This window comes from Microvirga guangxiensis, from assembly GCF_900102135.1.
Taxonomy (GTDB): Bacteria; Pseudomonadota; Alphaproteobacteria; order Rhizobiales; family Beijerinckiaceae; genus Microvirga; species Microvirga guangxiensis.
Map to the genome: position 1 here is coordinate 1 of NZ_FMVJ01000001.1, position 721 is coordinate 721.

The 721-nt window shown below is 55.5% G+C and carries 1 rRNA gene; it reads left to right on the top strand.

The features are described 5' to 3' along the window. Window positions 1-721: ribosomal RNA gene (locus BLP10_RS00005) — 23S ribosomal RNA — on the top strand; the annotation flags it as partial.

Genomic DNA, 721 nt, shown 5'->3' on the forward strand with positions numbered 1-721 from the left:
TGGAACCGTCTGGAAAGTCGGGCAGCATGGGTGATAGCCCCGTACAGGTCAGGGTGATTGTTGGATTTGAGTAGGGCGGGACACGTGAAATCCTGTCTGAACATGGGGGGACCACCCTCCAAGCCTAAGTACTCCTCAGCGACCGATAGTGAACCAGTACCGTGAGGGAAAGGTGAAAAGCACCCCGACGAGGGGAGTGAAATAGTACCTGAAACCGGATGCTTACAAACAGTCGGAGCCCAAGGTTCGTCCTGGGTGACGGCGTACCTTTTGTATAATGGGTCAGCGACTTAAAGTAACGAGCAAGCTTAAGCCGATAGGTGAAGGCGCAGCGAAAGCGAGTCTGAATAGGGCGTTTGAGTTCGTTGCTTTAGACCCGAAACCGGGTGATCTAGCCATGAGCAGGTTGAAGGTGCGGTAACACGCACTGGAGGACCGAACCGGTGCCTGTTGAAAAAGTCTCGGATGACTTGTGGCTAGGGGTGAAAGGCCAATCAAACTCGGAAATAGCTGGTTCTCCGCGAAAGCTATTTAGGTAGCGCCTCGCGTGAATCCCCCAGGGGGTAGAGCACTGGATGGGCTAGGGCCGCCCACAGCGGTACCAAACCTAACCAAACTCCGAATACCTGGGAGGACTGCGCGGGAGACACACGGCGGGTGCTAACGTCCGTCGTGGAGAGGGAAACAACCCTGACCTACAGCTAAGGCCCCCAATTCGTGG